26 protein-coding genes and 1 tRNA gene are annotated in these 25,562 nt (G+C 54.8%); 13 read left to right on the top strand and 14 right to left on the bottom strand.

All coding sequences use genetic code 11. The features are described from left to right. Window position 1: 1 nt before the first annotated feature. The 9 genes from nrdR to AEP_RS00625 all read left to right on the top strand — a co-directional run bounded on the left by nrdR (window position 2) and on the right by AEP_RS00625 (window position 9,746). Window positions 2-451, top strand: coding sequence for a transcriptional regulator NrdR (gene nrdR / locus AEP_RS00665; RefSeq protein ID WP_087493612.1), 450 nt, complete (start codon window positions 2-4; stop codon window positions 449-451). Between the two features lie 115 nt (window positions 452-566). After that, entirely contained in the window at window positions 567-1,142 is a 576-nt protein-coding gene (locus AEP_RS21330) for a GspH/FimT family pseudopilin (RefSeq protein ID WP_087493611.1), read from the top strand. Window positions 1,143-1,149: 7 nt separating this feature from the next. Beyond that, window positions 1,150-1,644, top strand: coding sequence for a type IV pilus modification protein PilV (pilV, locus tag AEP_RS00655; RefSeq protein ID WP_087493610.1), 495 nt, complete (start codon window positions 1,150-1,152; stop codon window positions 1,642-1,644). Next, window positions 1,641-2,723 (top strand): PilW family protein, encoded by a 1,083-nt coding sequence (locus AEP_RS00650; protein ID WP_157672998.1) that lies wholly within the window; start codon window positions 1,641-1,643, stop codon window positions 2,721-2,723. The genes pilV and AEP_RS00650 overlap by 4 nt, the downstream gene beginning before the upstream one ends. Before the next feature lie 5 nt (window positions 2,724-2,728). Continuing rightward, window positions 2,729-3,241: a pilus assembly PilX family protein gene (locus tag AEP_RS00645; RefSeq protein ID WP_087493608.1), complete on the top strand. Its 513-nt coding sequence runs from the start codon at window positions 2,729-2,731 to the stop codon at window positions 3,239-3,241. A gap of 19 nt (window positions 3,242-3,260) precedes the next feature. After that, window positions 3,261-7,496 (top strand): pilus assembly protein, encoded by a 4,236-nt coding sequence (locus AEP_RS00640; protein WP_087493607.1) that lies wholly within the window; start codon window positions 3,261-3,263, stop codon window positions 7,494-7,496. Window position 7,497: 1 nt separating this feature from the next. Continuing rightward, complete coding sequence (locus AEP_RS21325; protein WP_087493606.1) at window positions 7,498-7,914, top strand: type IV pilin protein; 417 nt, start codon at window positions 7,498-7,500, stop codon at window positions 7,912-7,914. 17 nt (window positions 7,915-7,931) lie between these two features. Continuing rightward, entirely contained in the window at window positions 7,932-9,068 is a 1,137-nt protein-coding gene (gene ribD, locus AEP_RS00630; protein ID WP_442873346.1) for a bifunctional diaminohydroxyphosphoribosylaminopyrimidine deaminase/5-amino-6-(5-phosphoribosylamino)uracil reductase RibD, read from the top strand. Window positions 9,069-9,122: 54 nt separating this feature from the next. Further along, window positions 9,123-9,746 carry a riboflavin synthase gene (locus AEP_RS00625; protein WP_087493605.1) on the top strand — a complete coding sequence of 208 codons (624 nt, stop codon included), beginning with the start codon at window positions 9,123-9,125 and terminating at the stop codon, window positions 9,744-9,746. Between the two features lie 31 nt (window positions 9,747-9,777). Here AEP_RS00625 and rpiA read toward each other — a convergent pair whose 3' ends face one another. After that, window positions 9,778-10,467, bottom strand: a complete 690-nt coding sequence (gene rpiA, locus AEP_RS00620) for a ribose-5-phosphate isomerase RpiA (protein ID WP_087493604.1) — start codon at window positions 10,465-10,467, stop codon at window positions 9,778-9,780. 66 nt (window positions 10,468-10,533) lie between these two features. Here rpiA and AEP_RS00615 point away from each other — a divergent pair, with 66 nt between their 5' ends. After that, a complete protein-coding gene (locus tag AEP_RS00615) occupies window positions 10,534-11,613 on the top strand; it encodes a quinone-dependent dihydroorotate dehydrogenase (protein WP_087493603.1) in 1,080 nt (359 codons plus the stop codon). 50 nt (window positions 11,614-11,663) lie between these two features. Here AEP_RS00615 and AEP_RS00610 read toward each other — a convergent pair whose 3' ends face one another. Genes AEP_RS00610 through AEP_RS00600 form a run of 3 tightly spaced genes read right to left on the bottom strand, consistent with a single transcriptional unit; the run spans window position 11,664 to window position 14,164 of the window. Then, complete coding sequence (locus tag AEP_RS00610) at window positions 11,664-12,527, bottom strand: DUF4394 domain-containing protein (RefSeq protein ID WP_087493602.1); 864 nt, start codon at window positions 12,525-12,527, stop codon at window positions 11,664-11,666. A gap of 53 nt (window positions 12,528-12,580) precedes the next feature. After that, window positions 12,581-13,684, bottom strand: a complete 1,104-nt coding sequence (locus AEP_RS00605) for an NAD(P)/FAD-dependent oxidoreductase (RefSeq protein WP_087493601.1) — start codon at window positions 13,682-13,684, stop codon at window positions 12,581-12,583. A 6-nt stretch (window positions 13,685-13,690) separates the two neighbouring features. Further along, complete coding sequence (locus tag AEP_RS00600) at window positions 13,691-14,164, bottom strand: hypothetical protein (protein ID WP_157672997.1); 474 nt, start codon at window positions 14,162-14,164, stop codon at window positions 13,691-13,693. A 120-nt stretch (window positions 14,165-14,284) separates the two neighbouring features. On the opposite strand from AEP_RS00600, the gene AEP_RS00595 reads away from it, so the two are divergent. Then, window positions 14,285-15,316 (top strand): alpha/beta hydrolase, encoded by a 1,032-nt coding sequence (locus AEP_RS00595; RefSeq protein WP_157672996.1) that lies wholly within the window; start codon window positions 14,285-14,287, stop codon window positions 15,314-15,316. A gap of 16 nt (window positions 15,317-15,332) precedes the next feature. Continuing rightward, window positions 15,333-16,022, top strand: a complete 690-nt coding sequence (locus AEP_RS00590; protein ID WP_087493598.1) for a PilZ domain-containing protein — start codon at window positions 15,333-15,335, stop codon at window positions 16,020-16,022. Window positions 16,023-16,115: 93 nt separating this feature from the next. Here AEP_RS00590 and AEP_RS00585 read toward each other — a convergent pair. From AEP_RS00585 to uvrB, 10 genes are all read right to left on the bottom strand, one after another. Continuing rightward, window positions 16,116-16,190, bottom strand: a tRNA-Val gene (locus AEP_RS00585). 50 nt (window positions 16,191-16,240) lie between these two features. Next, the gene (gene dnaQ / locus AEP_RS00580; protein ID WP_087493597.1) at window positions 16,241-16,951 is read right to left on the bottom strand and encodes a DNA polymerase III subunit epsilon; all 711 of its coding nucleotides are present in this window, start codon (window positions 16,949-16,951) and stop codon (window positions 16,241-16,243) included. Window positions 16,952-16,959: 8 nt separating this feature from the next. Next, window positions 16,960-17,298, bottom strand: coding sequence for an ISC system 2Fe-2S type ferredoxin (gene fdx / locus AEP_RS00575; RefSeq protein WP_087493596.1), 339 nt, complete (start codon window positions 17,296-17,298; stop codon window positions 16,960-16,962). A gap of 14 nt (window positions 17,299-17,312) precedes the next feature. Continuing rightward, window positions 17,313-19,169 (bottom strand): Fe-S protein assembly chaperone HscA, encoded by a 1,857-nt coding sequence (gene hscA, locus AEP_RS00570; protein ID WP_087493595.1) that lies wholly within the window; start codon window positions 19,167-19,169, stop codon window positions 17,313-17,315. Window positions 19,170-19,180: 11 nt separating this feature from the next. Next, window positions 19,181-19,696 (bottom strand): Fe-S protein assembly co-chaperone HscB, encoded by a 516-nt coding sequence (hscB, locus tag AEP_RS00565; protein WP_087493594.1) that lies wholly within the window; start codon window positions 19,694-19,696, stop codon window positions 19,181-19,183. Further along, entirely contained in the window at window positions 19,693-20,016 is a 324-nt protein-coding gene (gene iscA / locus AEP_RS00560) for an iron-sulfur cluster assembly protein IscA (protein WP_087493593.1), read from the bottom strand. The genes hscB and iscA overlap by 4 nt, the downstream gene beginning before the upstream one ends. 1 nt (window position 20,017) lies before the next feature. Beyond that, entirely contained in the window at window positions 20,018-20,404 is a 387-nt protein-coding gene (iscU, locus tag AEP_RS00555; protein WP_087493592.1) for a Fe-S cluster assembly scaffold IscU, read from the bottom strand. A 22-nt stretch (window positions 20,405-20,426) separates the two neighbouring features. After that, window positions 20,427-21,647: an IscS subfamily cysteine desulfurase gene (locus tag AEP_RS00550; protein WP_087493591.1), complete on the bottom strand. Its 1,221-nt coding sequence runs from the start codon at window positions 21,645-21,647 to the stop codon at window positions 20,427-20,429. 30 nt (window positions 21,648-21,677) lie between these two features. Then, complete coding sequence (gene iscR, locus AEP_RS00545; RefSeq protein ID WP_087493590.1) at window positions 21,678-22,214, bottom strand: Fe-S cluster assembly transcriptional regulator IscR; 537 nt, start codon at window positions 22,212-22,214, stop codon at window positions 21,678-21,680. 117 nt (window positions 22,215-22,331) lie between these two features. Continuing rightward, a complete protein-coding gene (gene uvrB, locus AEP_RS00540; protein ID WP_232459889.1) occupies window positions 22,332-24,443 on the bottom strand; it encodes an excinuclease ABC subunit UvrB in 2,112 nt (703 codons plus the stop codon). Window positions 24,444-24,509: 66 nt separating this feature from the next. Here uvrB and AEP_RS00535 point away from each other — a divergent pair, with 66 nt between their 5' ends. Further along, window positions 24,510-25,553 (top strand): NAD(P)H-dependent flavin oxidoreductase, encoded by a 1,044-nt coding sequence (locus tag AEP_RS00535; protein ID WP_087493589.1) that lies wholly within the window; start codon window positions 24,510-24,512, stop codon window positions 25,551-25,553. Window positions 25,554-25,562: the final 9 nt, after the last annotated feature.

Genomic DNA, 25,562 nt, shown 5'->3' with positions numbered 1-25,562 from the left:
GATGAAGTGCCCTTTCTGCAGTCATTCCGAAACCCAAGTGGTGGAGACGCGGATTTCTGAAGATGGGGACTTCATCCGCCGCCGGCGCCAGTGCGGCGCTTGCGACAAACGCTTCACCACCTACGAGCGGCCGGATGTGAACTTTCCGGCCATCGTCAAGAAAGATGGCCGTCGCATCGAATTCGAGCGCGCCAAACTGCTTGCTTCCATGAACCTGGCCCTGCGCAAAAGGCCGGTAAGCACCGAGCAGATCGACAGCGCCATCGAGCGCATCGAAGAAAAACTCCTGAATCTGGGCCTGCGCGAAGTCCAGAGCACCCGCATCGGCGAACTGGTGATGCGCGAACTCAAAAAACTGGACAAAGTTGCCTACGTGCGCTTTGCCAGCGTCTACCGCAGCTTTGAAGACATTGATGAATTCAAAACGCTGGTGGATGAAGTGAGCAAGTAAGCTAGATCAATTGCCGCCTGTCTATCCGTACAGACCGTACGGCTCTGAAGCACTTGCACATCAGCTTCGATAGCGGAGAATCCCCTGATATCAACTTTTTGTTAAGCGCTCTGCGATGAAAAAACAAATTGGAGTAACGCTTATAGAGTCAATGGTCACGATCGCGATTCTTGTAATTGTCACGTCCATTGCTGCTCCAAGTTTTCTGGGCCTTATTGCATCCTCAGAGCTTTCCAGCACAACTAATGATCTGACTGCCGCAATTGCAAAAACTCGAAACCAAGCAATTAGCACTGGTACTAGAGTAAGTATATGTAAGAGCGCAGACGGCACGCAATGTACAAATAATGGTAACTGGGAACAGGGTTGGATTTCATTTATTGACACAACACGATCCGGAAATACTGCAGCAAAAGATGCTGGCGAAAAGATTATTTCAGTCTCGCAGAATACCTCGTCGAGGAATATAGTAATCCAAGGTGATGCTAACTTGATTCAATACGTTTCATTTGGATCGGATGGCACAGCGAAAACCATGGGAGGCGCACCTCTCGTCGGGACTATACGAGTCTGCTCTTCGAGCAGCTCCCTTAGCGACGCAAATAGAGCAAGAGACATAAATCTCACATTTACAGGTCGAACATCTGTAGTGAAAGTTACTAGCGATTCAACTTGTGCAGCGCCTACATAAAATCAATATGAAGAACAAGCCAATTTCCACGCGTCAACGTCAAAGTGGCGCAACAATGATTGAAATATTAGTCTCCGTACTTATTTTGACAATAGGTACTTTAGGAATGGCTGGGTTACAAATACGCGCAAATAAAGGAAATATAAGCGCCAGCCAACGCACTCAAGCCGTAGCGCTTTCTTATTTCATTATTGAAGCACTCAGAGTCGATAAGAATAATGCCAAGGCACTTACCTACAACACTGGCACTTTGGAATCCAACGGCAACATAAACGGTAGCATTTGTAACCCAACATCAATAACGGGAACAGATCTTGCCGATACAAATCAAAAGGCTTGGATTGAGGCAATAAAAGCAAATATAGGTACTGCCGGCGATACATCGTCATGTGGAGCGATCTACTGCGACGCCACTGGCCAGTGCAAAGTAAGGGTTATTTGGGACGACAGCAAAGCCGGTGGACTCGGAAGTCAATATATCGAGACAAGAGTACTACTGTGAAAAGAAACAAACAATTCCTTCCGAGGACAAAACAAAAAGGCTTCACGTTAGTGGAGCTGATGATTGCATTGTTTCTGGGAATACTGATCGTCGGCGCTCTTTTGACCTCACTGCTCTCGAACAAAGACAGTTTGCGAGTATCCGAGAACTTAGCACGCATGCAAGAAAATTCCAGATTAGCGCTCGAGCTAATGTCGCGGGATATACGTGAAGCAGGGGAAAACCCCTGTGGTGCGAAATTGATGGCAAACGTGATCCGTTCTAGTGGAAATATCCCATGGTGGGCATCCTGGGGTGACGGCGTAATCCAAGGATTTAGTGGTGCAACTGATACAACATCAATAGTCCCATTCGGAACTACTGAAGGATTAAGAGTTAACGGTACAGCTGCCATCCTTGTTTTGCAAGCTGGGGCAACAGAATCAAACGTTACCGCGCACGACACCGGTAGTACTGAGATAACCGTTCTGAATGCCAGCAATTTTGTGGCTGGCGATATATTGATAGCATGCGACCTACAAGGTGCGGCAATATTTCAAGCAGGCACCGTGGATAGCGCAACAAAGGTAATTAACTATGACCCAAGTACAGCCACATTGAATTGCGGAAATGGCCTTGGGTACCCCACCACCTTAGCGTGTGCTGCTACAACGCTTAGGCAGTTTAGCACTACAAATGGAATGATAACCAAACTCGTCCCGACCTTTTGGTACATCGGATTTAACTCAACTGGCGGAAAGAGCTTGTATCGAACTCAAATTGCCAGAACAATTGTTGGCGGAGCAACTCAGATTACAAATAATAGAGATGAAATTCTTAATAACGTAGTCGAAATGAATCTTTCCTATCTCAAGAAGAATTCAACTACGGAAACTCTGGCTACTACATGGGTTGATGCCGATGACTCGGAACTTGCAGTTAGCGCCGGAGGATGGGGAGAATTAAATCCAAATCAAGTTGTGGCCGTAAAGACTGACATTAAGCTACAGAGTGAAGAAGACGTTTCCGCTTCAAACACAAAATTAGAACGAAGGCTACTCTTCATCTCCGCCATACGGAGTAGAGAAACTCTATATTAGTTTATATGATTAGCAAACCCTCGAAACAATCTGGTGTCACATTAGTAATTAGTCTTATCCTGCTATTGGTTATGACTATTTTTGGTATGACTGCAATCAGGCTCGTAAATTCTGAAGAGAGAATGGCAGCCAATACATACGACCGAAGCTTAGCCTTCCAAGCAACTGAATCCACTTTAAAAGCCATTGAAGACTTGATTGAAAGTGAAAAACCGCAACCTACATCGGGCTGTGCAACAGTCGGCAGCTTAATGACATGTGCAGCACCAGCTTCAAGCAGTACGCCAAGATGGACGGATACCACCTTCACGTCTTGGAGCAATGCCACAACCGTAGGTTCAGGTACTTTAGCCATTACGCCAAAGTATTTTGTCGAATATTTAGGTGATACCTATACATGCAGGCCCGGGGATCCAAGCGACCCGAATAACTGCAAGCGATACAGAATTACTGCGAAAGTGGATGGGGGCGGCGGGCGGGCAGCTGTAATGCTGCAATCAATGTATGCTACCGACTAATTGAAAGTTGAGGTTTATTATGAAATTCAATGAACTAATTGGCAAGCCCGTAAGAACTGCTCTGCTAATCACAACAGTATTTGTTTCGATCGCTACCTCAGCAGTAACAATTCCAAATACTCCGCTACTGACACAAGTAACAGCAAAACCTATGGTAATGCTGATAGCAGGACGCGATCATAAGTTGTATTATGAATCATATAATGATACATCAGATATTGATGGAGATGGTTCAATTGATATCCGATTTAAGCCTTCCATTACTTATTATGGATTATTTGAGTCAAATATTTGCTACACCCATAATGACAAGTCTGATAACGATGGACTATTTAGCCCTAGCTCTACCGCAGTAAATGGAAAGTGTCCTGGAAAATGGTCTGGTAATTGGCTGAATTATCAAACTACCGCTCGCATTGATGCCTTGCGAAAGGTGCTTTATGGCGGGTATAGAGAAGTTGATACTAATTCGCAAACCATCCTCCGTCGCTCATATATTCCGCAAGATGCCCACTCTTGGGCAAAAGAATATAAGGATGTCGCGACGGACGGATACTCAATTGAAGACTTTACCCCATTATCACTCCCAACCGGTGGAAAGCGGCATTTGTTTGGCAATTTAACCTCCAACTCATCCACTAACTGCGCCACTTTATCTGACTGCAGCAATCTACCCCCATTGTTATCTGTTGTAGAAAACACCAATAAACGAGTATGGGAATGGGCGTCAAAAGAACGTCCCGTCTTGGACGGAACACATGGCGGCACGAGAAAGAATAGAACTGTACGCGTGGAGGTTTGTACAAGTAGTTTTAATTCTGGTTGCAAACAATACGGTTCCAACTATAAGCCCACCGGGCTTTTACATGACTATGGAGAGAACGACTCCATGCTGTTTGGTTTGATCACAGGCAGCTATGACAAGAATATGTCTGGCGGTCTTCTGCGACAAGTAGTTAAGTCGTTTTCTGCAGAGGTTGACGCAGCGACAGGTAAGTTTACAAGTAGTGCCGTAATTGTTAAGACATTTGATAACTTGAGAATAAGAGACTTTAATAATGGACGCACAGATCAAGCCTATGCTGGCGGCTGGCAGACTAACTCAGCAATGACAGAGGGCAATTTCCCTGATTGGGGTAACCCAGTTGGGGAAATGATGTATGAGGGATTAAGATACTTTTCTGGAAAGGGAAGTGCTACTGGTGCATTTCAATCATCCTCTGACTCAAAAGACGCTAGTGTTGGTCTTACTAGGGCCACTTGGGATGACCCTTACAGCAGCTCAAGCGCAGCTAAAGCGCCATGGTGTGCTCGTGCGAACTTTCTTTCGATTTCTGATATCAACCCTTCATTTGATTCCGATCAACTTCCTGGCAGCTACTTCAACTCCTTCTCTAGTGATTTGTCTGGCTTGAATGTGGGCACTGAGGCGGACACCATTACGTCTAACGAAACAGGAATTACCGGTAGCAGGTTTATCGGGCAGTCAAAAACTGTCGCCGACTCTGCGCCGACTGCGAAAACAGTTGAGTCACTGAAATCTATCCGAGGCCTAGCGCCAGAGGAGCCCACCAAACAGGGCAGCTATTACTCCGCTTCCGTGTCTTACTATGCAAAGCGCTCAGATATAAGGTCTGATTTACAGGGAAAGCAGTCGATTGATACGTTCAGTGTTGCATTGGCTTCGCCTTTACCAAAAATTGAAATTGCGGTCGCGACTGATAAGAAAATCGCTCTTGTGCCCTTTGCAAAATCAGTACTCGCATCAGATAGAAAAGGCGGCTTTCAACCAACCAATCAGATTGTCGATTTTTATGTTGACACCATCGCAAACTCAGGCACGGGCGATGTGAATAGCACAATTAATGGTGGCAGATATTACGCAAAGTTTCGAATTAATTATGAAGACGTCGAACAAGGTGCAGACCATGACATGGACGCAATAGCGGAATATGAAATTAAGCTTAATGCCAACAACTCCTTAACCGTTAAAGTAACGCCTACTTATCAAGCAGGCGGTGCTCGACAAAACATGGGCTATATCATTTCCGGTACTCAGAATGATGGTGTTTATTTGGTGGTCCAAGATGAAACCGTCAACATTCCTTACTTCTTGAATGTTCCATCGGGAAGATCACCTGGATACTGCGATGCATCACCGGTGCCTGCAGATTGCAATCAACTTCCAACAATTGGAAGTTTTGATGAGCGCACGTTTTCCGCATCTACATCTGGTTCCGCAACCTTGTTGAAGGATCCACTATGGTACGCTGCTAAGTGGGGCGGATTTAGTGATAAAAACAATAATAATAAGCCAGATTTGCAGACTGAATGGGATTCAGATGGTGACGGCGTACCTGACACTTACTTCCTAGTTCAGAATCCATTGCAACTGAAAGACACCATTAAAAAAGCTTTCGATGCAATATTTAAGACTAATTCCAGCGCTAGCAATGTAATCGCAAATAGTTCGAGTCTCAGCACTACAGCACGAGTGTTTCAGGCACGTTTTGATGCTAACTACTGGTCAGGCGATCTTGTCGCCTACCCCGTTACTGGTTCTGGCGTAAGCACGAATACAGAATGGGAGGCATCTACGAAGATTCCCGACAGTGGTGTTCGTAATATTTTCGCGAGAGCAGGTGCGAGAACCACCTATGGCGCATCTCATGGTGTTCCATTTATTTGGAACTCCTCTTATCCCGGTGTATCTTCCGCATTCGCAAGTCAGAGTATCTTTAATTACGTTCGAGGCGCACGGTCAAATGAGGTACAAAATGGGGGAACATTAAGGGACCGTCCTGGTCATGTTTTAGGTGATGTAATCCACTCATCTCCATATTACCTAAAGGATACCGATTTGATATACGTTGGAGCAAACGACGGGATGCTCCACGCATTTAGTGCCAACTCTGGCATTGAGCAGTTTGCTTTTATTCCACAGTCATCTCTTTCGCGATTAAAAAACCTAGCTTCACCACAATATACCCATGACTACTACGTGGATGGCGACATTGAGATTACATCGCGCACGACAGCAACTGACAATAATAACTATTTATTTGCAAGCCTGGGTCGTGGCAGCAAAGGGCTATTTGCGATAAATGTAACAAGCACTAGTAATTTTGATCAAACTAAATTCCTTTGGGAATACACACCGGCTGCCAGTACAACCGCAAATTCCGACGACGATTTAGGCTATATGCTGGGTAAGCCACAGTTTGTCAAACTAAACAATGGTAAATCTGGCGTCTTAATGGGTAACGGCTACAACAGTACGAGTGGTTTGGCTGTGTTGTATCTGTTTGTGCTGAATTCAAATGGTTCGATCAGTCAAGTTAAGAAGTTACCTACGACAGCCGGCTCCGATAACGGACTATCGAGTCCAAGTGGTTACGATACTGATGGAAACGGTACGATAGATATTATTTATGCTGGCGATCTTAAGGGCAACGTTTGGAAATTTGACGTAAGTTCAGATGATCCTGATTCTTGGGCAATTGCTTTCAGTGGATCACCTTTTTTTGTCGCCCAAAATAGTTTAGGTCAACGTCAGCCGATTACATCCAAAATCACTTCTAGTATCAATGATCTGAACGGTGATACGAACTTAGGTAAACGATTTGTGTTTTTCGGCACCGGATCATACTTTGCTTCGACCGACCCCTCGAATACAAATATTCAATCATGGTATGGGCTGATTGACGAAGGCACAAAGATAACTAGCAGATCGCCACTTAAACAGCGAACTGTTTCCACATCATCTACCTTGGCCGGCTACACTGTCCGAACTTTCTCTCAGCAAACCTCTGGTGATATGCTGAATAAATCTGGTTGGTACATTGACATGACTCAATCAACCGGTGAGAGATTCGTAACCGAGTCAGTTGTCTATAAACTTGCTCTTCCAGCTTTGATTGCTAGCTCAATGATTCCTGCAGCCAATGATCCCTGTACTGCAGGAGGAACCGGGTATCTGAATTTTGTGAATCCATATTCTGGTTCTGCACTATCTGTCGGAATTATTGATGTCACCAATAATGGACAATTCACTGATGACAGCGTCAGTGGAACATATGTTGGATCGATTGACCTCGGAGTTGGAATTCCAAGCTTAGCCACCAGAGTTGGTAATAGATTTGCTGTTGGGGGTTCTAATCCGGCAGCTGACAAACGAGTTGAAGATGTACGGGTGAATACAGGTATAACACCTGTAAAGGGTCGCATTTCTTGGCGTGAGATTATCAAGGATTAAAATGAAATCAAACTCTACACCAAACGGTTTTACGTTGATTGAGTTAATGATCACTGTAGCGATAATTGCAATCCTTGCTGGTATTGCACTTCCCGCCTATGACTCTCATATTCAACGAACCAGACGGGCTACTGCAGCATCCTGCCTTATTGAGTATTCACAAGCGATCGAACGGTCATACACAACCAGTATGAGCTACGCTTCTGCAACAGTGGTAGCGAATAATTGCTCATCGCAAGTTAGTTCAGCCTATACGTTTTCATTCGGTGCGGGACAACCAACTACATCTACATTTGTTATTACAGCCGTGCCGATAGGCTCACAGCTTAGAGATACAGGTTGCGGGACTTTGGGTGTTGATGAGGTCGGAACAAGAACCGTGTCGGGGAATAAATCTGTCCTTGAATGCTGGAAGTAGGTCGGTGAAATTTGATTTTGAATAACGAATTGGAGCATATTCAAAGCTCACTTCATTTAGCTGCTAATTCACTCCGGTTGACCAGTCCGAACCCACATGTCGGCTGCTTTATTACTTCAACTTCTGGCGGTTTAATTGGTCGGGGGCATACACAAGAAGTTGGTTCCCCCCACGCAGAAATCATGGCTCTGCGTGACGCAGCTGAAAAAGGCCTCTCGGTGGTTGGCGCCACGGCTTACGTCACCCTGGAGCCCTGCTCTCACCACGGCCGCACTGGCCCCTGCTGCGACGCGCTGATTCAAGCGGGCATCAAAAAGGTGGTGGCGACCAACCTCGACCCCAACCCACTGGTGGCCGGCAATGGCTTTGCCAAGCTACGAGCAGCGGGCGTGGAAGTCGAGGTACTGCCACCTGACCACCCGCTGGCTATTGAATCCCGCGAACTGAATATCGGCTTTTTCAGCCGCATGATCCGCAAAACACCATGGGTGCGCATGAAGGTGGCAGCGTCGTTGGACGGTACGACCGCTTTGGACAACGGCGCTAGCCAGTGGATTACGGGGCCTGCTGCGCGAGCGGACGGCCACGCGTGGCGCGCACGGTCTTGCGCCATCCTCACTGGCATTGGCACCGTCTTGGCAGACCGGCCTAGGTTGGATGTCCGTTTGGTGGAAACTCCACGGCAGCCGCATCTGGTGGTGGTGGACAGCAAGTTGGAAACGCCGCTGGACGCGCCTTTTTTTATAGCTGGTCGCGCTGTATTCATCTACGCTACAGCCCCAAATGATGCCAAACGAGCCGCGTTGGAAGCATTGGGAGCTACCGTCATTTTCATGCCCGGTAAAGACGCCAAGGGTCAACCCACCGGCAAAGTGGACTTGGCTGCCATGATGCAGGACTTGGGCCGCCGCGAGATCAACGAGCTCCATGTGGAAGCAGGCTTCAAGCTCAATGGCTCGCTGGTGCGCGAAGGGCTGGTGGACGAGTTTGTGGTGTATGTCGCGCCCAAATTGCTGGGCCAGGGCGCAGGCATGTTCCATATGGGCCCGCTCACCGAATTGAGCCAAGGCGTGGAGATGGAGTTCAAATCCACCGAGATGGTCGGCCCGGACCTGCGCATCGTGGCGCGCGTGCAGGGGCGAGACCGGTTCTAGGGTTTTGCGGTCGGGGCTCGTTCTGCCCTGCCCTTTCCCTGCGAAAATGGAAGGATGTTCACAGGCATCATCACCGGCGTAGGCCGCATTTCCGCCGTCCAGGCACTGGGCGAATCCTCAACCCACGGCAAGCGCCTCACCATTCAGGCCCCGGCGGGCTATCTGGACGATGTGGGCTTGGGCGACAGCATTGCGCTCAATGGCGCTTGCATGACGGTCACCACCTTTGATGTGGCCGCGCAAAAATTCACGATCGACATTTCTGCGGAGTCCCTCGATAAAACAGCCGGCTTGGACGGACTTGGCACCGTTAACCTCGAGAAAGCGTTGCGGGCCAACGATCGCTTGGGCGGGCACATCGTGTCCGGTCATGTGGATGGCATCGGCAGCATCAGCCACTTTGCCCAAGTAGGTGAAAGCTGGGAGCTGCGGGTGATGGCGCCCCCTAGTTTGGCCAAGTACCTTGCCTACAAAGGCTCCATCACGATCAATGGTGTGAGCCTGACGGTGAACCGCGTGGCGGATCTGCCCGGCGGCTGCGAGATAAGTATCAATCTGATACCCCACACGGTTGAAAACACCTCCTTGGGCACTTTGGCCCAAGGTAGCCGCGTCAACTTGGAAATTGATACGGTGGCGCGCTATGTAGAGCGCATGATGTCTGCGCCTGCGGTTTAAAACGTCAGTGCTTTACTGAAACGCAAGCGTTTTATTGAAACGCCAGCGTTTTCACACCACTGGCGGTGCCCAGCAAGCACACCTGGGCGCGCTGGTAGGCGAACACACCCACCGTCACCACGCCAGGCCACTGGCTCACCTCAGCTTCGAAGGCCAGTGGGTCGGTGATCTGCAGGCCGGTCACGTCCACGATGTATTGGCCGTTGTCGGTCACCAAGGGTTTTCCGTCTTTCAGGCGGATGGAACCTTTGCCGCCTTTGGCTGCAAACTGGGCGATGACGCGTTGCGTCGCCATGGGGATGACCTCCACCGGCAAGGGGAACTTGCCCAGCGTTTGCACCAGCTTGGACTCATCCGCAATGCAAACGAACTTGGCGCTTTGGGCGGCCACGATCTTCTCGCGGGTCAGCGCGGCACCACCCCCTTTAACCATGTTGCCAGCGCCATCAATCTCGTCCGCACCGTCGATATAGACCGAGAGCTTGTCTACTTCGTTACTGTCAAACACCTGGATGCCCAGCGCCTGCAGGCGCTCAGTGCTCGCGACAGAGCTGGATACGGCACCCTTGATCTGGTCCTTGATGGTGGCCAGCGCGTCGATGAACTTGTTGACCGTGGAGCCGGTGCCCACGCCCACGATCTCGCCGGGCACCACGTACTGCAGGGCGGCCTGGCCTACCAGGGTTTTGAGTTCGTCTTGGCTGAGGGTGGGTGTGGTCATGGAAAAAGCCTGAAAGGTCCTGAGGGACAATGGAGGGAGTTGAAATCTGAAAGCAGGAATTATCCGATGTCTCTGGTGCCCTACGCCCTCGCCCGCCGCGTTTTGTTCAATCTGGACCCCGAAGTCGCCCACGACATCACCATGGCAGGCCTTGCTGCCAGCCAGGGCAACCCGCTCAAACTGGCCTACTGCAACAGCCGGGTGGACGACCCGGTCAACATCGCCGGCTTGAAGTTTCCCAACCGCGTGGGCATGGCCGCCGGCCTGGACAAAAACGCCCGCTGCATTGACGGCTTGGGTGCCATGGGCTTTGGCTTTGTGGAGGTCGGCACCGTCACCCCATTGGCCCAGCCGGGCAACCCCAAGCCCCGTATGTTCCGCCTGCCCGAAGCCAACGCGCTCATCAACCGCTTGGGCTTTAACAACCATGGCCTGGATGCCTTCATTGCCAATGTGCAGCGTTCTGCCCTGCGCCAGAGCAAAAATCCGTCACTGCTGTTGGGCCTGAACATCGGCAAAAACGCGGCCACCCCGATCGAGAAGGCCACCGACGATTACCTGATCTGCCTGGACGGTGTGTACCCGCATGCGGACTACATCACCGTCAACATCTCCAGCCCCAACACCAAGAACCTGCGTAGCCTGCAAAGCGACGATGCGCTGGACGCCCTGCTGGGTGCCATTGCCGAGCGACGTGAGCAACTGGCCCAGAAGCATGGCCAGCGCAAACCGATCTTCCTGAAAATTGCCCCGGATCTGGAAGCTGACCAGGTCGCCGTGATTGCCGCCACACTCAAGCGTTACGGCACCGATAGCAGTGGCAAGGTCAACAACGCCTGGGGCGTGATAGGCACGAACACCACTTTGTCTCGTGAAGCTGTCAAGGGCATGCCACATGCGGAAGAGATGGGCGGCCTGTCAGGCGCTCCGGTGCTGGAGAAGAGCAATGCAGTTATTGGCCAACTGCGTGCAGCGCTGGGTAAAGACTTCCCCATCATCGGCGTGGGCGGCATCATGAGCGCGGCCGATGCGGTCAGCAAAATTCAAGCGGGTGCGGATGCGGTGCAGATCTACACCGGACTGATTTATGCCGGGCCGCAGCTGGTGAAAGATGCGGCGCTGGCACTCAAAAATCTAAAGAAATAGGCTGCTGGCGCACGTTCCATGTGCGCGAGCAGCTCCTGATTTCATAGCAATCAGGGTTCGACAGCCATGCCCAGCACCTTGGCGCCATCGCCGATGGTGCCGATAAAGGTACCTTTGCCGGTCTGCAGGTCCAGGCTGTAGAGCCGCGTAGTCGCGTGAGACTTCAGCCGGATGGCGGCAAACGCAGCGCCCGACACATCCGCAATGTCCATGCTGGCATCCACCATGTCGGCCACACCGATCGCCCCCACGGTGAACAGCTGCCCGGTATTGAACGAAACCACCGGCTGCACACCCTCCGCCGAGCCCATGGTGACCAGATTGCCGCCATTGCGGTCAATGGCAAAGTTGGTGGTGAGCTTGTCGTCCTTCTTGTTGTAGGTGTAAGCGGCAGCAACCACTTCGGGCTTGGTGCCCGCGCGCTTGTCGGTGGGCGCATAGGCCGGCGCGGGGTCGGTGGCAGCCAGAGCACCGGTGTCGGGGTGCAGGCGCAGGTTCTGGCCGCTAGCCCCCATCACCCGCACGCGATCAGCCACCGGGTTGAAGTCCATACCGAAGGCATCCCCTTGCAGCGCCACCGCGGGCGCACTTCCGACCGCCTTCATGGCGCCGCTGGCGGTATCCACGGTGTAGAGGCGCCCGGACTTGCTCAGCGCAAACAGCACGCCCTTGGAGATGCGGTAATCCACCCCCACCAAGGTGTCACCCGCAGCCAAGCCAGACAGCATGACACGGCTCAGCACCTTGGTCGGCTGGCCGGCGTTAATGGTGAGCAGTTCCAGTTTGTCGGTGACAACGTGCAGGGTTTCTTTGCGGGGCGCGCCGGCCTGCTCCTGCATGCCAGCACATCCTGCCAAAGCAACAAGGGCACACGCAGCTCCGGCGCGTATCCAATGAGAAATAGTGAACGACATGTTTTGCTTTCCTTCCTGTTTCGACAATTCAGACTCGTGCACCCGCAAGCCTCTTATTCTGCGCTGACCAGGCCCTCTACATACGCACCGATAGCCATGGCACTGGTCAGGCCCGGCGACTCGATACCCAGCAGATTGACCCAACCCGGCACACCATGTTCGCCGACCCCTTGGATCAGAAAATCCGCCGCCGGTTCACCGGGCCCCGAAATCTTGGGCCGCATGCCGGCGTAGGCGGCTTGCAAAGCGCCATCCGGCAACGCCGGCCAGTATTTGCGTATTTCACCGTAAAACACCTCGCCGCGAGCAGGATCAACCTCCAAGTCCCCAGGGTTATCCACCCACTGCACATCAGGCCCGAAGCGGGCTTGTCCGCCCATGTCGAGCGTCAGGTGCACACCCAAGCCGGCCGCTTCGGGAACCGGGTAAATGAGGCGACTGAAGGGGCTGCGTGAGGACAACGCAAAGTAACTGCCCTTGGCGTAACGCGCTCTCGGTATCGCCTCCTGCCGCATCCCGCGACAACGCCGCGCTACCTCACAAGCGCACAAGCCTGCCGCATTCACCACCGTTTTCGCACGCAACTCCGTGCCGTCCTCCGCTACCAATTCAATAGCGCCTCCCGCATATTCGGCGTGCGCCAGTGGCGAATTCACGGCCAGAATGCCTCCGGATGCTTCCAGATCCCCCAGTAGGGAGACCATCAGGGCGTGGCTGTCCACGATTCCCGTGGAAGGCGACAGCAACGCGCCTACGCAGTGCAATGCAGGCTCAAGGCTTCGCGCCTCGGCCTTGTCCAACAGCCGCAGGTCACCGACGCCGTTCGCCGCAGCTTTTGCCTTTAACACCTCAAGTTGGGCAAGTTGGTCGGTCCGCGTGGCTACTAGCAATTTCCCGCACTGGTGATACGGGAGATGCCGCTCCTGCAGATAGGCGTAAAGCAGTTGTTTGCCCTCCACGCACAAACGGGCCTTCAGGGAATCTTTCGGGTAGTAGATGCCTGCATGAATCACCTCGCTATTGCGCGCACTCGTCTGGGTGCCAAAACTCTCGCACGCCTCAAGAACCAGCACCTCACGCCCGGCCAAAGCCAGACTGCGCGCGACTGCCAGCCCCACGACGCCCGCACCGATCACTACGCAATCAACGGTATCCATATCGCGTCAAGGAGTTACCGGTGCTGTACCCACAGGGGCTTTTGCAGACGCGCGGGCCAGGTACGCCTGGGCCTCTGGGGCCTCCATCCCGAAAGTCAGCGCCACAGTGGCATCCTGGTAGGTGCCAAAGGCGTAGCCCTTCACTTCATTCACCAGGGCGAATCGCAGGTCAAACATGGCGCCATCGCTGCAGCGCATGTCCATGGCCCCCGAATTCACAGCCGTGAAGCGCAAGGAGCCTGCACAGCTGGCAATGCTGCCCTCCCCCGCCATCCGGATCGCCCCGGTGCGGTCCGGCCTCAACTGCACATCGCCCTCGAGGCGTTGGCCAGCGATCTGCATCAAGGCAGGTTTGGTGCTTGAGGCCAGATGCCAGCCGACGTGCTCCATGTCTGCGCAGCCTGAGATCAACCCGGCGCACAACAGACTTATGGCCGGCAAACTGCTCCAGCTCCCGGGGACCATCGCTTGTAGTTTCATACCCACTCCTGCATGCCCGCAAAGCGCGAGCCGGTGTACCATCTTAGCGAGGGAGGCGAACGCCAGAGCATCAAACAGTGCGCTTCCTTCGGGCCATTTCAACCACAGGGAGCCATTGACTTGTCGACCATCGCATCCAACTCCGTAAAGGCCACCGGGAGCCGCTGGTTCAAGGTTCTGACAGGCCTGCTGGCCACATTGGCTATCGCCGTCGCGGTGTTCTTTGCCGGCCCCCGCAACGCATTCGGCCCCGATAGCCCTTTGCCACGCGCGCAAGCGCCCCAAAACGTGACTGAGCTGGACACATGGATCAGTGCTCAAGAAGCCAAGATGAACGGCATCAAGCCCGGCAATGCGAAAGGCATTGTGTGGGCAGGTGAAGCCGGGCAGCGCACACCCTGGTCAGTGGTGTACATCCATGGCTTTTCCGCAAGCCGTCTGGAAACTGCCCCTTTGACCGAACAGGTTGCCAAAGCACTGGGAGCCAATGTGTTCTACACCCGCCTGAGCGGCCATGGTCTTCCCGGTGCTGCCATGGGCGAGGTATCCGTACAAGACTGGCTGGCAGATGCCGACGAAGCGCTGCGCATCGGTCAGCAACTGGGCGAAAAGGTATTGATCATCAGCTGCTCGACCGGAGCGACTTTGTCCACTTGGTTGGGCATCCATGACCGCAACGCACAGGTGGCGGGCCACGTGTTTGTATCGCCCAATTTCGGTCCCAAGGACACCCGGGCAGACCTCATCAACGGCCCTTGGGGCCACCAGATTGCCTTCGGTATTCTGGGCGAACAGCGCAACTGGACTCCTGCCAGCGACGCGGAGGCAAATGCCTGGACCAGCAGCTACCCGACCCAAGCACTTTTCCCCATGATGGCACTGGTCAAAGGCGTGCGCGAAGGCGCATTGGAGCGCTTCAGCACGCCGGTACTGGTGTTTTACAGCGCTGCGGACGAAACGGTTGAGCCCGAGCAAACCAAGGCAGCGATTGCACGCTTCAGTTCCAAAATCAAACAACTGGTGCAGGTCGACTACAGCGAATCCAAGGGCCAACACGTGCTGGCGGGCGCCATCAAAGCGCCCAAGGCCGTTGCCCCCATGGCGAAGACGATTATTGAATGGGCACAAGCATTGCCAGCACCCGCCCTGTGATACCGGCGAAATACCCATGACCAACACCCACGACGACGCTGCCCATCCTGCCGATGCGGTTTTGCGACTACCGCTCAAGGCGCTGGGCCTGCGCTCCGGCATGGCTTTGCAGACCCGGCGTCTCGCAGAAGGTGCCACCAAAATTGAAGCCCAGTTTTTCGGAGCGATCGAAGGCAAGGGAGTAATGGTGGGCCCCGCAAGCTCGGACGCGACCCAAACCGAAATGACGCAGGGTGACGTGTGTGTCGTTCGGGGCTTTACCGGCCAGCACGAGTTTTCCTTCATCAGCAAAGTGCTGCAGACTTTCGAGAAGCCTTTCGCGTATGCCCTGCTGGCCTACCCGGCACTGGTCGATGCCAAACAGGTCCGCCAATCCATGCGCACCAAAGTGTCCTGGCCAGCCCGCGTGCAGTTGGAAGGATCGGATGACAAACGTGACGTAATCCTGGTGGACCTCAGCCCGCAAGGCGCCATGGTTCGCTGTGCGACACCACTGGGCGCCGTTGGAGCAGCCCTCAGCCTCAGTTTGGAAGGTCGTATCGATGGCGCGCCTTTGTCACTCGAGATCAGCGCGACGGTATGCCACCACAGCCGCCCACCTGGGCTTGAAAGCTACATCGCGGGTATGGCCTTCAAAAACCCCAGCCGGGAGGACAAACTGGCATTGCACTACCTTACCCAGCCGTCACCCAATGCGCCCGGCTGAAGTAATGTTCTGCCGGCGACCCGGCACAGCATCAGGCAGACGTGAAAGAGCAAAGAAAAAAGCCTTCTAAGCAGAACTTAGAAGGCTTTTTATTGGTGGGCGATACATGGATCGAACATGTGACCCCTGCAGTGTGAATGCAGTGCTCTACCCCTGAGCTAATCGCCCTTGAAACTTTGTTTCCGTATCAAGGAAGCCTCAAATTATATACCAAATTTTCAGGCCATCAGCTTCCAGACGGTTTTTCCTCCACTGGATTTGTCGAGCTGACTGAGGACATCCTCGTGCGCAGCCATTTCCTGCGCATTGGCTTCGAGCACCGGGAGTTGGATACTGCGCAAGTCGAGCTGCTCGACCACAATGCCGGCTTCCTGAGGCGCACTGCTCTCCATGAGCAGGGCATCCTGCCCGCGCGTCATGTTGATGTAAACATCCGCCAGCAACTCGGCATCCAGCAAAGCGCCGTGCAATGTGCGGCCGGAGTTGTCGACTTCCAGGCGGTCGCACAAGGCATCCAGGCTGTTGCGTTTGCCGGGAAACATTTCCTTGGCCATGACCAAGGTGTCCAGCACGCCTGCTACGCAAGTCTTGAAGGGTTTACGGCCGGTGCGCCCCAGTTCCATGTCAAGAAATGACAAGTCAAAAGGCGCGTTGTGAATGATGATTTCAGCGCCGGCAACGTAGTCCACCAGTTGCTGTGCAATCTCTTCAAAACGCGGCTTGTCGCTCAGAAACTGTGTGGTCAAACCGTGGACACGCAGCGCTCCCTCGTCACTATCCCGCCCCGGGTTCAAGTAGAAATGGAGGTTGTTGCCAGTCAGCTTGCGGTTGACCAATTCCACGCAGCCAATTTCCACCATGCGATCCGGGCTGTCCGGATGGTTTGCGTAAAAACCCGTGGTTTCCGTGTCCAGAACAATTTGGCGCATGGCTGGCCTCAGTGGTTCTCTTTGGCGTGATTGATCGAGTACTTGGGAATCTGCACCACCAGATCCTGCTGCGCCAGATAAGCCTGGCAGCTCAGACGGGATTGGGGCTCCAAGCCCCATGCCCGGTCCAGCAGATCTTCTTCTGTCTCTTCGGCTTCATTCAAAGAGCCCAAGCCCTCGCGCACGATGACATGGCAGGTCGTACAGGCACAGCTCATGTCGCAGGCATGCTCGATAGCGATACCGTTTTCCAGCAGCGCTTCACAAATGGAAGTGCCTGGTGCGGCTTTCACTTCCGCGCCGTCCGGGCAGTACTCTGGGTGTGGAAGGATCTTGATGATAGGCATAGGGGTCAATTCGTTCAGATGGATTCGATGTTTTTGCCAGCCAACGCTTTGGTAATCCCGCGATTCATGCGCATGGCCGCAAAAGGCTCCGTCACATCGGCAAGGGCTTTCACTGCCGCTTCAATGACGGCAGGTTCTGTCGCTGCAATGGTTTGCGTCAAATGGAGCATGGCTTGGTCCACCGATGCGCGCTCAGTCTCGTCCAACAAGTCACCGTCAATGTCCAACGCACTGCGCGTGGCCAGCAACAAACGGTCGGCATCTACCCTCGCCTCCACCAGTGCGCGGGCACGCATGTCAGCCTCGGCCGTGCTGAAGCTGTCTTTGAGCATGGCAGCGATCTGGTCATCCGTCAGACCATAAGAAGGCTTCACGTCAATGCGTGCCTCCACGCCACTGACCTGCTCTTTGGCAGACACATTCAGCAAACCATCCGCATCCACCGTGAAGGTCACCCGGATACGGGCTGCGCCAGCCGCCATGGGGGGAATGCCACGCAATTCAAAGCGGGCCAGGCTGCGGCAATCCGCGACCAAATCCCGCTCGCCCTGGACTACATGCAAAGCCAGCGCTGTTTGGCCATCTTTGTAGGTCGTGAAATCCTGGGCCATGGCCGTAGGGATGGTCTGGTTGCGGGGAACAATGCGCTCCACCAGACCGCCCATGGTCTCTACACCGAGCGACAGAGGGATCACATCAAGCAAAAGCAGTTCACCGGACGGGTTATTGCCCGCCAGTTGATTCGCCTGGATGGCGGCACCCAAAGCGACCACCTCGTCCGGATTCAAATTGGTCAGGGGCTCCTGGCCGAAAAATGCGCCCACTGCGTGCTTGATCTGCGGCATGCGGGTCGAGCCACCAACCAGAACGACGCCTTTGACTTCTTCTTTGCCCAAACCTGCATCACGCAGCGCCTTGCGCACCGCTTGCAAGGTACGGGCTGTGAGTGACTGCGTAGCTGCTTCAAACTCTTCGCGATTCAATGACAAGTCGATCTCGCCGCCGGACAGCTCCACTTCCACAGTGGCAATGTCCTCGTCAGACAAGGCTTCCTTGCATGCCCGCGCCGCGGCCATCAGCACTGCCTGGTCTTCCGCTGTATCAGCACTCAAGCCGCTACGAACAAGAATGGCTTCAGCCAGCGCTCGGTCATAGTCGTCACCCCCCAAGGCGGAGTCGCCTCCCGTGGAGAGCACTTCAAATACACCTTGGGACAAACGAAGAATGGAGATATCGAATGTGCCCCCCCCCAGGTCATAGATGGCGTAGACACCTTCTGCTGCGTTGTCCAAACCGTAGGCAATGGCAGCCGCCGTCGGCTCATTGATAAGCCTCAGGACATTGAGACCCGCCAGCTGGGCTGCGTCTTTGGTCGCTTGGCGCTGCGCATCATCAAAATACGCAGGTACGGTGATCACCGCACCAAAAATGTCATCATTGAAGCTGTCTTCCGCCCGGAATCGCAAAGTGGCCAAAATCTCCGCGCTGATTTCTACCGGGCTTTTGATGCCGGCAATGGTGCGGATGCGGGCCATGCCCGGCTCATCGACCAGCGCATAGGGGAGTTTTTCGATATGCGCCACATCCGCTACGCCGCGGCCCATCAGACGTTTCACCGAGGCAATAGTGTTGCCGGGGTCTGTGGTCTGGCTGGCAAGCGCGTCAAATCCGATTTGCCTGCGGTCTGCATCCAGGTAGCGCACCACACTGGGCAACACCACACGCCCCTCTGCGTCCGGCAAGCACTCCGACACGCCGTTGCGTACAGCGGCCACCAAGGAATGCGTCGTCCCGAGATCGATACCGACAGCGATGCGGCGCTCGTGGGGATTGGGAGATTGCCCAGGTTCAGAAATTTGCAGAAGCGCCATGGAGACTCACACTATTCAAATTGATCCAAGCGCTGATTCAGGTCTTGGGCGAACTTATCAATAAACATTAATGCCCGGACACTCGCGACCGCGGATGCAGGGTCACGGTCATAGTCCAAGCACTTTTCGCACTGTGCCAGCAGGTCCTTGCGCGCCGCTTGCACATCGGCCATCAAAGCTTCGACCGTACTCGCCTCGCTCGCATCATCCAGCGCCTCACGCCACTCCATCTGCTGAATCAGGAATGAAGGCGGCATGGCTGTGTTGCTATGGGCTTGGATGGGAAACCCAGCCAACTCACACAAGTAGGCTGCACGCTTCAAGGGATCTTTCAAACGCTGATAGGCCTCATTGATACGCACCGACCATTGCATGGCAACGCGCTGCGCCGCAACACCATGAGACGCAAACTTGTCGGGATGGGCTTCGCGCTGAAGCTCTTTCCAACGCGCATCAATAGCTACGCGGTCCTGGGCAAATGTTTGCTTCAGGCCGAACAGCGCAAAGTCATCATCGTGCAGATTCACACGCGGAAGGACTCACCGCAACCGCACTTGTCACGCTCGTTGGGGTTATTGAAACGAAAACCTTCGTTCAGCCCTTCGCGCACAAAGTCCAGTTGCGTACCGTCGATATAGGCAAGGCTCTTGGGGTCTACCAGGACTTTCACGCCGTGGCCTTCGAAGATCACGTCTTCGGGTGCCAGCTCGTCCACATATTCGAGCTGATAGGCCAAGCCAGAGCAACCGGTCGTCTTCACGCCCAATCGCACACCGACGCCTTTGCCGCGCTTGGTCAAATACCGGGTGACGTGCCGTGCAGCAGCCTCTGTCAAAGTGACGGCCATATCAGTTCAGGTGCTTTTTCTTGTAGTCATCCACAGCGGCCTTGATAGCGTCTTCCGCCAGGATGGAGCAGTGAATCTTGACCGGTGGCAGTGCCAACTCTTCCGCGATCTGGCTGTTTTTCAGGGCAGCAGCTTCGTCCAGGGTTTTGCCTTTCACCCACTCAGTGACCAGGGAGCTGGAAGCTATCGCAGAGCCGCAGCCATAGGTCTTGAAACGAGCGTCTTCAATCACGCCGGTTTGGGGATTGACCTTGATCTGCAACTTCATCACGTCACCGCAAGCGGGGGCACCCACCATGCCGGTGCCCACAGACTCGTCGCCCTTGTCAAAAGAGCCGACATTGCGGGGGTTCTCGTAGTGGTCAACGACCTTGTCTGAATATGCCATGTGGAATACCTCTTAATTTCAATCAGTGCGCCGCCCACTGGATCGTGGACAGGTCAATACCTTCTTTGTACATATCCCACAGGGGACTCAAATCACGCAGCTTGGCCACGTTTTGCTTGATCGTGTCTACCGCGTAATCAATGTCTGCTTCGGTCGTCCAACGACCGATGGTCATACGCAAGCTGCTGTGGGCCAACTCATCGCTGCGGCCCAACGCGCGCAACACATAACTGGGTTCCAGAGAGGCAGAAGTACAAGCGGAACCACTGCTGACCGCAAGACCCTTGATACCCATGATCAGCGACTCACCTTCCACATAATTGAAACTCATGTTCAAGTTGTGGGGAACGCGCTTTTCCTTGTGGCCGTTGATGAAGACCTGTTCGATCCCCTCCAGGCCGGCCAACATGCGGTCATGCAAAGCCTTGATGCGCTTGTTCTCTTCGTGCATCTCGGCCTTGGCAATAGCGTAAGCCTCCCCCATGCCCACGATCTGGTGGGTCGGCAAGGTGCCACTGCGCATACCGCGCTCATGGCCGCCACCGTGCATTTGAGCTTCCAGGCGAATGCGCGGCTTACGGCGCACAAACAGGGCACCAATGCCTTTGGGGCCGTAAGTCTTGTGAGAGGTCAGGCTCATCAGGTCGATGGGCAACTGGGTCATGTCAATGTCCACACGGCCGGTCGCTTGCGCTGCGTCGACGTGGAAAATGACTCCCTTTTCGCGGCAAGCATTACCCAAAGCGGTCACATCTTGGATCACGCCGATTTCGTTATTCACGAACATGACGCTGGCCAGAATGGTGTCCGGGCGGATCGCGGCCTTGAAGGCATCCAGATTCACCAAGCCGTCTTCTTGCACGTCGAGGTAAGTCACCTCAAAGCCTTGGCGCCCCAGCTCGCGGCAGGTATCCAATACCGCCTTGTGCTCGGTTTTCACTGTGATGATGTGTTTGCCCTTGCCCTTGTAGAACTGGGCTGCGCCTTTGATCGCCAGGTTGTTGGATTCGGTCGCACCGGATGTCCAGACAATTTCACGCGGATCAGCGTTGATCAGGGAGGCAACCTGCTCGCGGGCTTTTTCCACTGCGGCTTCCGCTTCCCAACCCCAGGCGTGGCTGCGGGACGCCGGATTGCCAAAGTGGTTACGCAGCCAGGGAACCATGGCATCCACCACCCGCTCATCGCAGGGGTTGGTGGCGCTGTAATCCATGTAAATCGGGAAATGAGGTGTGGTGTCCATAGCTGGCTCGATGCTGGCTGTCAGTAAATATCAGGATTTAGAGAAGGCGTTGCCCAGGGCGAAGACCGAGTTGGGCGCATTCACACGAATGGGCTTGACCACAGGCATGGCCGAAATGGCACGTTTGACGGTAGGCTTGTCTTCGATTTGCAGACCCTTGGCCAACTGGTCGTCCACCAGCTTTTGAAGGGTGACCGAATCCAGAAACTCCACCATACGGGTGTTCAGGGAAGCCCACAGGTCGTGGGTCATGCAGCGGGCACCTTCGCCCAAGCAATTTTCTTTGCCGCTGCATTGGGTTGCATCAATCGGTTCATCCACCGACGTGATGATTTCCGCCACGGTGATGTCGGAGGCCTTGCGAGCCAAGGTGTAACCGCCGCCGGGGCCACGGGTCGACTCGACCAGATCATGGCGACGCAGCTTGCCGAAAAGCTGCTCAAGGTAAGAAAGGGAAATTTGCTGGCGCTGGCTGATGGCAGCCAGAGTAACCGGCCCGGAGCTTTGGCGCAGGCCCAGATCGATCATCGCGGTGACCGCAAAACGGCCTTTGGTGGTGAGACGCATCGCTTGCTCCTTCGTGGCAGGGTTGTTGACTAGCGGACTCAAGTATAGCACTAAACCCCGCAGATCACTCGGGTAAGCAGACTGATCAGTCTATTTACCCGATAGGAATAATCAACTTTACAAAATCACGACGTTATCTGCTCCCGGCGCACCAAAAGCCTGCTCTTTCAGGATGGTCAATTGGTCCCGCACGCGCGCCGCTTTTTCGAACTCCAAGTTGCGGGCATGCTCCATCATCAGCTTCTCCAAGCGCTTGATTTCGCGGGAAATATCCTTCTCGCTCATGTCCTCCACCTGCGCCCGTTGCTGTGCATCGCGCTCCAGGCGTTCGGCTTCCTTGCCGGCCTTTTCGCTGTACACGCCATCAATCAGATCGCGCACTTTCTTCACGATGGCCTTGGGCGTGATGCCACGCTCCAGGTTGTGGGCAATCTGCTTTTTGCGACGTCGTTCGGTCTCACCAATAGCGCGCTCCATGGAGTCGGTGATCTTGTCGGCGTACAAAATCGCCTTTCCTTCCAGGTTCCGGGCCGCCCGGCCAATGGTCTGAATGAGTGAACGTTCGGAACGCAAAAACCCTTCCTTGTCGGCATCCAGAATGGCCACGAGCGACACCTCGGGAATATCCAAACCTTCCCGCAGCAGGTTGATCCCCACAAGGACATCAAAGGTACCCAGACGAAGGTCGCGCAGGATTTCCACCCGCTCTACCGTGTCCACATCGCTGTGCAGGTAGCGCACCTTCACGCCGTTGTCCGTCAGGTAATCCGTCAACTGCTCCGCCATGCGCTTGGTCAGGGTGGTGATCAGCACTCGCTCGTTTTTGTCCACGCGGATACGGATTTCCTGCAGCACATCGTCCACCTGGGTGCCCGCCGGACGCACCTCCACCTCAGGGTCCACCAATCCTGTTGGCCGCACCACCTGCTCCACCACCTGCCCGGCATGCTCGTTTTCCCATTGGGCGGGCGTGGCGGACACAAACACGACCTGGCGCATCTTGGTCTCGAACTCTTCAAACTTCAGCGGCCGGTTGTCCAAGGCGCTGGGCAGGCGGAAACCGTATTCAACCAGCGTCGTTTTCCGCGCCCGGTCTCCGTTGTACATGCCGCCAAACTGCCCGATGAGCACATGGCTCTCATCCAGGAACATGAGTGCGTCTTTGGGCAAATAGTCCGTCAACGTTGACGGCGGCTCGCCAGGGGCCGAACCACTCAGATGGCGCGAGTAGTTTTCAATGCCTTTGCAGTGCCCCACCTCACTCAGCATTTCCAGATCGAAGCGGGTGCGCTGTTCCAACCGCTGTGCTTCCACCAGCTTGCCGGCCGACACCAGCTCTTTGAGGCGGTCCGAAAGTTCAGTCTTGATCGTTTCCACTGCGGCCAGCACCTGATCGCGTGGTGTCACGTAGTGGCTGCTGGGGTAAACCGTGAAGCGTGGAATCTTCTGGCGAATGCGGCCGGTCAGCGGGTCAAACAGCTGCAGGCTCTCGATTTCGTCATCAAACAGCTCCACGCGGATGGCCATTTCGCTGTGCTCAGCCGGGAAAATATCGATGGTGTCGCCCCGCACCCGGAAGGCTCCGCGGCTGAAGTCCATGTCATTACGCTGGTACTGCATGCGCACCAGCTGGGCAATCATGTCTCGCTGACCCAGCTTGTCGCCGACGCGCAGCGTCATCACCATTTGGTGGTAGCTCTCGGGTTTGCCGATACCATAGATCGCAGACACGGTGGCCACGATCACCACATCCCGCCGCTCCAGCAGGCTCTTGGTGCATGAGAGGCGCATCTGCTCGATGTGCTCGTTGATCGCGCTGTCCTTTTCAATAAAGAGGTCACGCTGAGGCACATAGGCTTCGGGCTGGTAGTAGTCGTAGTAACTGACGAAATACTCCACCGCATTCTTGGGAAAGAACTCGCGAAACTCGCTGTACAGCTGGGCTGCCAGCGTTTTATTGGGTGCAAACACGATGGCCGGGCGCCCCAAACGGGCAATTACGTTGGCCATGGTGAAGGTCTTGCCCGAGCCGGTCACGCCGAGAAGGGTCTGGAACACTTCACCGTCTTCCACACCGCTCACCAGTTGGCTAATGGCCTCGGGCTGGTCACCGGCCGGCGGATACGGCTGGTACAGCTCGAAAGGCGAATCGGGATAGCTCACAAACGTGCCCGTGCGCACCTGTTCGGCATCGTCGGTTACTGCGGGGGTGGGCTGAGGGAAAGACATGGCGGCAGGCTTCAAAGGGGCAAAGGTGGAACTGTAGACTAGACCGCTCACACGCAGGAAGACGCTATGCCAAACCCCTCATTCCTGGGCACCACCCTCCCCCTGGTTCAGGCCCCCATGGCAGGGGTACAGGGCCATGCACTGGCTGCCGCGGTCTGCAATGCAGGCGGCTTGGGCTCCATTCCCGCGGCGATGCTGAGCCAGGAAGCGCTTGAAAAAGAGCTATCGCAGCTCACCGCCCTCACCGACAAACCCTACAACGTCAATTTCTTTTGCCATACCCCGCCCGAGCCTGACCCGGCCCGGGAAGCGCTGTGGCAACAGACACTTCAACCCTACTACAACGAGCTTGGGCTTTCACTTGCCGGAATCGCGCCCGGCCCCGGACGCGCCCCCTTTAGCGAACAAGCCGCTGATGTTGTCGAGGCCTTCAAGCCTGCGGTCATGAGTTTCCATTTCGGGTTGCCTCCCAAGACGCTGTTGGCACGCGTCAAAAGCTGGGGCAGCCGGGTGCTGGCCTCTGCCACCACGTTGGATGAAGCCCTGTGGCTTCAGGCGCATGGTGCCGATGCCATCATTGCCCAAGGCCTGGAGGCAGGCGGCCACCGCGGAATCTTTTTGAACGGAGACTTGAGCACCCAAATGGGCACCATGGCCTTGTTGCCGCAGATCGTGCAGGCTGTTCGGGTGCCGGTCATTGCCGCCGGGGGCATTGCCGACGCAGCAGGCGTGGCCGCAGCCATGGCGCTCGGCGCGTCTGCGGTGCAAATCGGAACCGCTTATATGTGCTGTCCGGAAGCCACGACATCGGCCTTGCACCGCGCAGCACTTCAAAGCCCCCAAGCCCGCCATACAGCGCTCACCACCCTGTTCACCGGGCGACCTGCACGCGGCATCGTGAACCGGCTGATGCGCGAACTCGGCCCTTTGAACCCTGCAGCCCCCGCATTTCCGTTGGCCACCGCGGCCATTGCACCCTTGCGTGCAAAGGCAGAGAGCGTTGGCAACGCCGACTTTTCCCCATTGTGGAGCGGGCAAAACGCCTCTCAATGCGGCAATCTGCCGGCAGCCGAACTCACGCGTGCACTGGCAAAGGGCTTGGTGCGTTAGTTGCACAGA

Origin of the sequence: Curvibacter sp. AEP1-3, from assembly GCF_002163715.1 — a bacterium.
GTDB lineage: Bacteria > Pseudomonadota > Gammaproteobacteria > Burkholderiales > Burkholderiaceae_C > Allorhodoferax.
Note: the sequence above shows the minus strand (reverse complement) of the source record. Positions and strands in the feature narration are given on the sequence as shown.

Excerpts from the sequence above, each read along its gene's own strand:
- AEP_RS00615 (WP_087493603.1), top strand. The coding sequence starts at position 10,534 with ATGTCTCTGGTGCCCTACGCCCTCGCCCGCCGCGTTTTGTTCAATCTG.
- AEP_RS00600 (WP_157672997.1), bottom strand. The coding sequence starts at position 14,164 with ATGAAACTACAAGCGATGGTCCCCGGGAGCTGGAGCAGTTTGCCGGCC.
- hscA (WP_087493595.1), bottom strand. The coding sequence starts at position 19,169 with ATGGCGCTTCTGCAAATTTCTGAACCTGGGCAATCTCCCAATCCCCAC.
- fdx (WP_087493596.1), bottom strand. The coding sequence starts at position 17,298 with ATGCCTATCATCAAGATCCTTCCACACCCAGAGTACTGCCCGGACGGC.
- AEP_RS00645 (WP_087493608.1), top strand. The coding sequence starts at position 2,729 with ATGATTAGCAAACCCTCGAAACAATCTGGTGTCACATTAGTAATTAGT.
- AEP_RS00610 (WP_087493602.1), bottom strand. The coding sequence starts at position 12,527 with ATGTCGTTCACTATTTCTCATTGGATACGCGCCGGAGCTGCGTGTGCC.
- iscU (WP_087493592.1), bottom strand. The coding sequence starts at position 20,404 with ATGGCATATTCAGACAAGGTCGTTGACCACTACGAGAACCCCCGCAAT.
- rpiA (WP_087493604.1), bottom strand. The coding sequence starts at position 10,467 with ATGACCACACCCACCCTCAGCCAAGACGAACTCAAAACCCTGGTAGGC.
- AEP_RS00590 (WP_087493598.1), top strand. The coding sequence starts at position 15,333 with ATGACCAACACCCACGACGACGCTGCCCATCCTGCCGATGCGGTTTTG.
- AEP_RS00535 (WP_087493589.1), top strand. The coding sequence starts at position 24,510 with ATGCCAAACCCCTCATTCCTGGGCACCACCCTCCCCCTGGTTCAGGCC.
- uvrB (WP_232459889.1), bottom strand. The coding sequence starts at position 24,443 with ATGTCTTTCCCTCAGCCCACCCCCGCAGTAACCGACGATGCCGAACAG.
- pilV (WP_087493610.1), top strand. The coding sequence starts at position 1,150 with ATGAAGAACAAGCCAATTTCCACGCGTCAACGTCAAAGTGGCGCAACA.
- AEP_RS21325 (WP_087493606.1), top strand. The coding sequence starts at position 7,498 with ATGAAATCAAACTCTACACCAAACGGTTTTACGTTGATTGAGTTAATG.
- dnaQ (WP_087493597.1), bottom strand. The coding sequence starts at position 16,951 with ATGCGCCAAATTGTTCTGGACACGGAAACCACGGGTTTTTACGCAAAC.
- iscA (WP_087493593.1), bottom strand. The coding sequence starts at position 20,016 with ATGGCCGTCACTTTGACAGAGGCTGCTGCACGGCACGTCACCCGGTAT.
- AEP_RS00625 (WP_087493605.1), top strand. The coding sequence starts at position 9,123 with ATGTTCACAGGCATCATCACCGGCGTAGGCCGCATTTCCGCCGTCCAG.
- AEP_RS00605 (WP_087493601.1), bottom strand. The coding sequence starts at position 13,684 with ATGGATACCGTTGATTGCGTAGTGATCGGTGCGGGCGTCGTGGGGCTG.
- nrdR (WP_087493612.1), top strand. The coding sequence starts at position 2 with ATGAAGTGCCCTTTCTGCAGTCATTCCGAAACCCAAGTGGTGGAGACG.
- AEP_RS21330 (WP_087493611.1), top strand. The coding sequence starts at position 567 with ATGAAAAAACAAATTGGAGTAACGCTTATAGAGTCAATGGTCACGATC.
- AEP_RS00550 (WP_087493591.1), bottom strand. The coding sequence starts at position 21,647 with ATGGACACCACACCTCATTTCCCGATTTACATGGATTACAGCGCCACC.
- iscR (WP_087493590.1), bottom strand. The coding sequence starts at position 22,214 with ATGCGTCTCACCACCAAAGGCCGTTTTGCGGTCACCGCGATGATCGAT.
- AEP_RS00640 (WP_087493607.1), top strand. The coding sequence starts at position 3,261 with ATGAAATTCAATGAACTAATTGGCAAGCCCGTAAGAACTGCTCTGCTA.